The sequence below is a fragment of the Ruegeria sp. HKCCD7303 genome (genome assembly GCF_013111185.1).
GTDB lineage: Bacteria > Pseudomonadota > Alphaproteobacteria > Rhodobacterales > Rhodobacteraceae > Ruegeria.
Window position 1 is genome coordinate 86,923 of the sequence record NZ_WVRE01000012.1, and the last position, 7,877, is coordinate 94,799.

Annotated in this window: 7 protein-coding genes; 4 read left to right on the top strand and 3 right to left on the bottom strand. The window is 56.9% G+C overall.

The window, feature by feature from the left end:
• Window positions 1-297: 297 nt before the first annotated feature.
• Window positions 298-1,002 (bottom strand): orotidine-5'-phosphate decarboxylase, encoded by a 705-nt coding sequence (pyrF, locus tag GS630_RS21120; protein ID WP_171181905.1) that lies wholly within the window; start codon window positions 1,000-1,002, stop codon window positions 298-300.
• A gap of 140 nt (window positions 1,003-1,142) precedes the next feature.
• Here pyrF and GS630_RS21125 point away from each other — a divergent pair, with 140 nt between their 5' ends.
• Both GS630_RS21125 and clpB read left to right on the top strand, forming a co-directional pair.
• Window positions 1,143-1,460: a hypothetical protein gene (locus GS630_RS21125; RefSeq protein ID WP_171181903.1), complete on the top strand. Its 318-nt coding sequence runs from the start codon at window positions 1,143-1,145 to the stop codon at window positions 1,458-1,460.
• Window positions 1,461-1,586: 126 nt separating this feature from the next.
• Entirely contained in the window at window positions 1,587-4,205 is a 2,619-nt protein-coding gene (gene clpB / locus GS630_RS21130; protein WP_171181901.1) for an ATP-dependent chaperone ClpB, read from the top strand.
• A gap of 59 nt (window positions 4,206-4,264) precedes the next feature.
• Here the strand turns inward: clpB and GS630_RS21135 are convergent, their stop codons facing one another.
• Together GS630_RS21135 and GS630_RS21140 are read right to left on the bottom strand one after the other, a co-directional pair.
• The gene (locus GS630_RS21135) at window positions 4,265-4,912 is read right to left on the bottom strand and encodes an NAD(P)H-dependent oxidoreductase (protein ID WP_171237857.1); all 648 of its coding nucleotides are present in this window, start codon (window positions 4,910-4,912) and stop codon (window positions 4,265-4,267) included.
• A gap of 129 nt (window positions 4,913-5,041) precedes the next feature.
• A complete protein-coding gene (locus tag GS630_RS21140; RefSeq protein WP_171181897.1) occupies window positions 5,042-5,857 on the bottom strand; it encodes a cyclase family protein in 816 nt (271 codons plus the stop codon).
• A 300-nt stretch (window positions 5,858-6,157) separates the two neighbouring features.
• Here GS630_RS21140 and msrP point away from each other — a divergent pair, with 300 nt between their 5' ends.
• On the top strand, window positions 6,158-7,060 hold the full coding sequence (msrP, locus tag GS630_RS21145) for a protein-methionine-sulfoxide reductase catalytic subunit MsrP (protein WP_171181896.1): 903 nt from the start codon (window positions 6,158-6,160) through the stop codon (window positions 7,058-7,060).
• A 4-nt stretch (window positions 7,061-7,064) separates the two neighbouring features.
• Window positions 7,065-7,679, top strand: coding sequence for a protein-methionine-sulfoxide reductase heme-binding subunit MsrQ (msrQ, locus tag GS630_RS21150; protein ID WP_171181893.1), 615 nt, complete (start codon window positions 7,065-7,067; stop codon window positions 7,677-7,679).
• Window positions 7,680-7,877: the final 198 nt, after the last annotated feature.

Here is a 7,877-nt window from a genome sequence, read left to right on the forward strand (position 1 = left end):
CTAGAACATTCCTCAACTTCGATCATAGGTCATTGAGGAAAAGAAAACCCCCCGCAATGTGGCGGGGGGAAGTAACGAACCTCAGGAAGAAATGGTCCGTTGGGGAGTAACTTCCCCAAAGAATCGCTAAGTTTTTCGGTTTTCGATAGGTGGAAGGCCGTGTCGCCAAAACTCACCTTTTGAATGTGTGTTTTCTGGCACAGGGACGATTTGGCGCGGTTCTGCAAAAAATTGACGCAACGTCAACTTGTTGCGGTGAAACTCGAACACGAAAACCGTCCGAAACACTTGAAATGGTCAGTGCACTTTCAGAGAATTTAACTCGGCCAGAACAGCCTCGGCGGCGGTTTTTGGATCTTCTGCCTGATAAATCGGACGGCCCACGACGATGTGATCCGCACCATTCCGAATCGCGTTGGCCGGTGTTGCTACTCGTTTCTGATCACCAAGTGCTGCACCTGCTGGACGCACACCGGGGGTGACAATCAGGCGACCGTCGGCCTGAGGCAGTGCGCGGATCAGGGCAGCCTCCTGCGGGCTGGCGATAACGCCATCAGCCCCGGCCTCCAGCGCTTTGGCTGCGCGTTCGACCACCAAGTCCTGCACGTCGCCAGCTTTGATCAGGCTGGCGTCCAGATCGTCGCGGTTCAGCGAAGTCAGGATGGTCACAGCAAGGATTTTCAAATCCTTGCCCGATGCACCTTCTTTGGCGGCGCGCACAACATGTGGGTCGCCATGTACAGTCAGGAAATCCAGATCGAACTGCGCCAGCCCCCGCACTGCGTTTTCAACCGTATTGCCAATGTCGAACAGTTTCATGTCCAGAAAGATACGTTTGTCGTGGTCCTGTTTCAGCTCATTGGCCAAAGCCAGCCCGCCACCCGTCAACATGCCCAAGCCGATCTTGTAGAAGGACACGCTGTCGCCCAGCCGTTCAGCCATGGCCAGACCCTGCAGGGCGTTAGGGACATCGAGGGCGACGATAAGGCGATCATCGGACATGGGGCGCTCCTTTTTGGCAAACGTCTGCCTCCTAGCGGGTTCGGGCGGTTCTGTCCATCTTCGAAGCCGGGCGCGGGCACGTTCATTTTGTGCTATCGTGCCGGGTATTGAGTATTTGATTTCACAGCAAGGGACAGAAAATGAAAAAGCTGGTTGTGCTGGGCGTATTGGTTGCGCTGGCTGCATGTGACGAAACCCCGCCCGAAACACCGGAAACCGGGGCTGCTCCTGCACCCACAAATGATGATCTGCGTCTTGTGGGTGGCTACAGGTCCGAGGATGATTGGTGCCAGCTTACGGGCGAAACGGGTTTTACCGTGGAATTCCTGGACCATACGGCTGATCTGGTGTCATGCCCGACAGGAAGCGCGGCGGCACAGTCCCTCGTGGATGATCTGGGTGCGGTTCAGGTCGCCGAGACCGGAGGTTACACCGTCTACACCATACAGCGCGAATAACGGCGATTTCTGCGTCTTAGCCTCTTGAACCGGCAAAGATATTTCCCAGATTGAATGTGAGGCTTCGACCGATATGTGCCGCCAAGCGGGCATGTCAAAACGGGGCGCTTGGAAAAGGAGAATATCATGGACTTGAACAAGTTCACCGAGCGGGCACGGGGATTCGTGCAGGCTGCGCAGACCATTGCGCTGCGCGAGGGGCACCAGAGGCTGGAGCCAACACATATACTCAAAGCATTGATGGATGACGATCAGGGGCTGGCGAGCAACCTGATCACACGTGCTGGCGGCGCGCCCAACCGCGTGGTCGAGGCGCTGGACGTCGCGATGGGCAAAATCCCGAAGGTCAGCGGCGACGCGAGCCAGATTTACATGGACGGACAGACCGCCAAAGTTCTGGACGAGGCTGAGAAGATCGCCACCAAAGCGGGCGATAGCTTTGTGCCGGTTGAACGGGTGCTGATGGCGCTGTGCATGGTGAAATCCAAAGCTAAGGACGCTTTGGAGGCTGGTGCGGTGTCTGCCCAGAAACTCAATGAGGCGATCAATGACATCCGCAAGGGTCGCACCGCTGATACCGCATCGGCGGAAGAGGGCTATGACGCGCTCAAGAAATATGCGCGCGATCTGACTGAAGCTGCGGCTGAAGGTAAGATTGACCCGATCATCGGGCGGGATGAGGAAATCCGCCGCTCGATGCAGGTTCTGTCGCGCCGCACCAAGAACAACCCGGTTCTGATCGGGGAACCTGGCGTGGGTAAAACCGCGATTGCCGAGGGAATGGCCCTGCGCATCGTCAACGGCGACGTGCCGGAATCGCTGAAGGACAAGAAGCTGCTCGCGCTCGACATGGGCGCGCTGATTGCTGGTGCGAAGTACCGTGGTGAGTTCGAAGAACGACTGAAGGCCGTTCTGACCGAAGTGACCGAGGCCGCTGGTGAGATCATTCTGTTCATCGATGAGATGCATACGCTGGTTGGGGCCGGGAAGTCCGACGGCGCGATGGACGCCGCCAACCTGATCAAGCCCGCGCTTGCCCGGGGTGAGCTGCATTGTATCGGCGCGACCACGCTGGATGAGTACCGTAAATATGTTGAAAAAGACGCGGCCCTTGCGCGCCGGTTCCAGCCCGTGATGGTGACCGAGCCAACCGTCGAGGATACGATCAGCATCCTGCGGGGCATCAAGGAAAAGTACGAGCTGCACCATGGCGTGCGCATCTCGGATTCGGCATTGGTGTCGGCGGCGACGCTCTCGCATCGCTATATCACTGACAGGTTCCTGCCAGATAAAGCCATCGACCTTGTTGATGAGGCAGCGTCGCGCCTGCGGATGGAGGTGGATAGTAAGCCGGAAGAGCTCGACCAGCTGGATCGCCAGATCCTGCAGATGCAGATCGAGGAAGAGGCGCTGAAGCTTGAAGACGACGCGGCCTCGAAGGACCGTCTGGAAACCTTGCAAAAGGATCTGGCCGACCTGCAGGAGAAATCTGCCGAGATGACGGCCCAATGGCAGGCCGAACGCGACAAGCTGGCTGGTGCCCGTGATCTGAAAGAGCAGCTCGACAAAGCGCGGGCTGATCTGGAAATCGCCAAGCGCGAAGGTAACCTGGCCAAGGCCGGTGAGCTGTCCTATGGCGTCATCCCAGAGCTTGAGAAAAAGCTGACCGAGGCCGAAAACGCCGAAAGCAACGCCATGATGGCCGAGGAAACGGTGCGCCCGACGCAGATCGCTGCTGTGGTCGAACGCTGGACGGGTATTCCGACCTCGAAAATGCTGGAAGGTGAGCGCGAGAAGTTGCTGCGGATGGAAGATGATCTGCATTCTCGCGTGATCGGTCAGGATGCAGCGGTGACCGCTGTCGCCAACGCCGTACGTCGTGCGCGTGCGGGGCTGAACGACGAAGGTCGTCCGCTGGGCTCGTTCTTGTTCCTTGGCCCGACCGGTGTGGGTAAGACAGAGCTGACCAAAGCCGTGGCGAATTTCCTGTTCGACGACGACAATGCGATGGTCCGCATCGATATGTCCGAGTTCATGGAAAAACATGCGGTTGCCCGTCTGATAGGTGCCCCTCCGGGCTATGTCGGCTATGACGAAGGCGGTGTGCTGACCGAAGCCGTACGGCGCAGGCCCTATCAGGTTGTGTTGTTTGACGAGGTCGAAAAAGCGCACCCTGATGTGTTCAACGTGCTGTTGCAGGTTCTGGATGATGGCGTTCTGACCGATGGTCAGGGCCGCACCGTGGACTTCAAGCAGACGCTGATCATCCTGACCTCGAACCTCGGCTCTCAGGCGCTGAGCCAGTTGCCCGAAGGTGCGGACAGCGCGCAAGCGCGGCGTGACGTGATGGATGCGGTCCGGGCGCATTTCCGGCCCGAGTTCCTGAACCGTCTGGACGAGACCATCATCTTTGACCGGCTCAAGCGGGCCGATATGGATGGCATCGTTGATATCCAGATGGCGCGTCTGCAGAAACGACTGGCTGCTCGCAAGATCGAGCTGGTGCTGGACGACGGTGCCAAGGAGTGGCTGGCCAATGAAGGCTATGATCCGGTCTTTGGCGCGCGTCCCTTGAAGCGTGTGATTCAGCGCGCCTTGCAGAACCCGCTGGCCGAAGCGCTGCTGGCCGGCGAGATCAAGGATGGAGAGACCGTTCCGGTGACCGCCGGAACCGATGGTCTGATCATAGGCGACCGTTTGGGCACGTCAGACCGACCTCGCCCGGATGATGCCGTGGTGCATTGATCAAAACGGAAAGAGAGACCCGCTGTTTCAGCGGGTCTTTTTTCAGCATCTACCATATATCAATGCCTGATGTTCCATTGCGCCCATAAACCTCTGGGCTGCCGAGGTGGCGGTATGGTCAGACCTGCGTTGTAGCTTTGCTCCAGAAGGGCTTCGCGACGTTCTTCTGACCCTGTGGATCCACAGAGGATTTCCAGCTTGCGGGGCGAGAACCCAAAATATCCGAATGTGCCCTGTGTCCAGAGGGTTTCCATTGCATTCAGATATCCGGCGTCCTCCATTTCGTCGGATCGCGCGCCAGCGGGTATCAGCAAGACCCCGGATCTGGGCCGTTGCAGCGATTTTTCGCGATCATCCAACTGATCATATGCCCAACCCCATGACCAGACGCGGTCAACCCAACCTTTCATCATTGACGGCATTCCCCACCAGAAAAGCGGAAACGCGAGACAGATAGCATCCGAGCGAGAGATACGTTCTTGCTCGTATCGTATGTCTGCAAGTGGTGCGGACGCCGAATCCCCCTCTATGTCCGCCACAGTCCAACGCGGATCGAATTCCTCGGCATGCAAGTCAGCAAATTCTGTCGTGTGACCGGCTGCCTTCGCACCATCCATGAACATCCGCGCTGCGGCGGCGGTAAATGAGTTTGGGTCTGGATGGTCAAGGACGGTCAGGATGTGCATGATCGGGACTTTCTGATTCAATCTGGCTTTCCCGAGGCACCTTGATTGCTCAAGGTACCTTTAGGTCAAGCAGAACATCCTGACAGCTGGGGATCAGTTCAAAACAGGCTCACCATCAGGGTGAGCCTTAATTTTATTTTGTGCAGTTTTTTACACTAGCGCAAAAATCCGCGCTGGGCCGCCAGTACCGCCTGCGTGTTTTGGCGCGCCTATGACCAGCGTCGCGCCGGATGGCGGCACCCGATCCAGATTGGCCAGGCATTCAATCCCAAACCGGCCTGAAGGCAGCCACGCATAATGGGTGGCAAAATCTGCCGACATGCCGTGATCCAGCGACAGCGTATCCACAGCAATCGACCGCGCGCCGGTATCTTCCATCAGCATCTGCGCCGCTTCGACATGAAAGCCGGGATAGTGCTGCGCTTCGCCATCGAAGTTGCGGAATTCATCTGTGGCTGTTTTTCCGCCCCAGCCGGAATGCATCGCCACGCAGGCACCGTCAGGGATGTCTCCGTTCGCCGATATCCATGCCTTCAGATCGTCTGGCGTGACTCGTGTGTCTGCGTCCTCAGCCGCGCGGGCGGCGATATCGACTACACATAATGGCGCGACCAGGTCGTTGACCGGGATCTCATCGACCGATGTGCCATCCGCGGAAAAGTGCAGCGGGGCGTCGATATGGGTGCCTGTGTGTTCATTGATCGACAAATTGAACAGGTTGAAACCGTGATCTGCAAAGTTGAAAGCCTGTTCTGCCGAAATGCCAGGGTCACCGCCCCATGTCGGAAATTCCGGGCTGAGCGTGTGGGTCATATCCTCGATGCCGCCATGTCCTGCGGCCAGCGATGCGGGGGCCGTACCACCGGTTGCGACGGCGGCAACGCCTGTCGCAGCTGCAGCTTTGAAGAACCCGCGCCGAGACAGCATCCTGTCCTTGACGGCATTCATTACACAGATGTCACACATAGTTCTTCCTCCCTTTTGCGGCGAAACGGCTACAATAACAGACAAGCAACGCGCAGGAACGCGTGCGATGCCTGCGTGACAGAGTGCAGTCCGGTAGGCGCTTTTGTAAAGGTTTCCGATAAATAGCTCGGCCAAAGCAGTCGAAAAGAAGAGCTGAACAGGCAGAATGCTCCGGTCTTTTCGAGGCGTCCGATTTGAGAACGTTACAGTCACTTCGCTCAATCGTTACGCCTGTTTCGCTGGCGCTGTGCTATCAGCGCATTAAGTCAAGACTGACACGTGGACACGACGGAGACATACATGGCGCATCGCTGGACCAATACTTTGACACAAGCCGACGTCACGCCAAAGGCGGCGTTCCTGAACCGGCGGCAGGTGATGGCCGGTCTGGCAGGTGTTGGGCTAACCGCGATGGCGCGCCCGGCTGCAGCGCAAGACGCGTTGGAACCGAATACATGGGAAGAGATCACGAGCTACAACAACTATTATGAGTTCGGGACCGGAAAAGATGACCCTGCTAAGTATGCCGGTTCTCTTGTGACCGAACCCTGGAGCGTCAAGATCGACGGCTTGGTGGATCGCCCGGGTGAGTATGACTTTAAGGATATTCTGTCTGAGATGACCATCGAAGAGCGGATCTATCGTTTCCGTTGTGTTGAAGCGTGGTCAATGGTCATTCCGTGGAACGGTTTCGAACTCGCCGACCTGCTGAATATGGCCGGAGTTCAGGAGAGTGCGAAATATGTGGCCTTTGAAACCGCGTACCGCCCGGATGAGATGCCCGGAACACGCTTCCCCATTCTTGAATGGCCGTATCGTGAAGGCTTGCGTCTGGATGAGGCGATGCACCCTCTGACGTTCATAGCCACCGGAATTTACGGGAAAACGATTCCGAACCAGAATGGCGCGCCTTTGCGTTTGGTGGTTCCGTGGAAATACGGGTTCAAGTCGATCAAATCGATCGTGCGCATCACGCTGACCGATGTAGAGCCGCCCACAAGCTGGAACATGTCGAACCCCCGCGAATACGGGTTTTACAGCAATGTGAATCCGAAGGTTGATCATCCGCGTTGGTCTCAGGCGTCCGAGCGTCGCATTGGCGGCGGTCTGTTTGCCAAACGAATCCCCACTCTCATGTTCAACGGCTACGAGGAAGAGGTCGCCAGCCTGTATGAAGGCTTGGATCTGGCCAAAAACTACTAAGCCCATGCAGGCCGTGAACCAGATATTCCGCCGTATTCCGGTATGGGCCATTTACCTGCTTGGCGCGCTACCTGCGCCCTGGCTGTTTTACCTCGGCCTGTCCGGGGGGCTGGGTATCGACCCGATCGAAGCGCTGGAGCATCGCTATGGCGAACTGGCCCTGCAACTTTTGATCGCTGGTCTGGCAATCACGCCCCTGCGCCGGATTGCGGGTCTGAACCTGATGAAGTTCCGGCGCGCGATTGGAGTGCTGACATTTTCATATGTCAGTCTGCATCTTCTTGTTTGGCTGATCTTGGATGTACAGCTTCCCAGTCAGATTTGGGCGGATATTCTCAAGCGTCCTTATATCACGGTCGGCATGGCGGCCTTCCTTCTTATGGTGCCGCTGGCGGTGACTTCCAACAATTGGTCGGTGCGCAGGTTAGGGACGCGTTGGCGCAAGCTCCACCGTTTGGTGTACCCAGTCGCTCTGTTGGGTGCCTTACACTTCGTGATGCTGGCCAAAGGGTTCCAGATCGAGCCGCTTGTCTATCTGACGATCATTCTCACACTTCTTGCCTTGCGTTTGCCGACTCCAAGACTCGTTTCCGGAAGCAAAACTGCAGACTCCGCCTGAATCGACGCCGAGTCTGTGGGTAACCGTGTGCATAAGGGGGCAGGGCTCTGAAGTTTCGAGTGTTCTTGGCTGGTTTAGGCGGTTTTGGGCGAGAGAATTCCATCATATCTAATTGATTTTAAGTATAAAAATCTGCATCAGAGAAAAACTTTTGATTTTTTGTTTTTTTGGGTTGCGGGTTTTGGGAGTAAACCTTAG

What these genes read in the sequence shown, in the direction of transcription:
- pyrF (WP_171181905.1), bottom strand. Translation starts at nt 1,002, where the DNA reads ATGTCCGATGATCGCCTTATCGTCGCCCTCGATGTCCCTAACGCCCTG.
- GS630_RS21125 (WP_171181903.1), top strand. Translation starts at nt 1,143, where the DNA reads ATGAAAAAGCTGGTTGTGCTGGGCGTATTGGTTGCGCTGGCTGCATGT.
- clpB (WP_171181901.1), top strand. Translation starts at nt 1,587, where the DNA reads ATGGACTTGAACAAGTTCACCGAGCGGGCACGGGGATTCGTGCAGGCT.
- GS630_RS21140 (WP_171181897.1), bottom strand. Translation starts at nt 5,857, where the DNA reads ATGTGTGACATCTGTGTAATGAATGCCGTCAAGGACAGGATGCTGTCT.
- msrP (WP_171181896.1), top strand. Translation starts at nt 6,158, where the DNA reads ATGGCGCATCGCTGGACCAATACTTTGACACAAGCCGACGTCACGCCA.
- msrQ (WP_171181893.1), top strand. Translation starts at nt 7,065, where the DNA reads ATGCAGGCCGTGAACCAGATATTCCGCCGTATTCCGGTATGGGCCATT.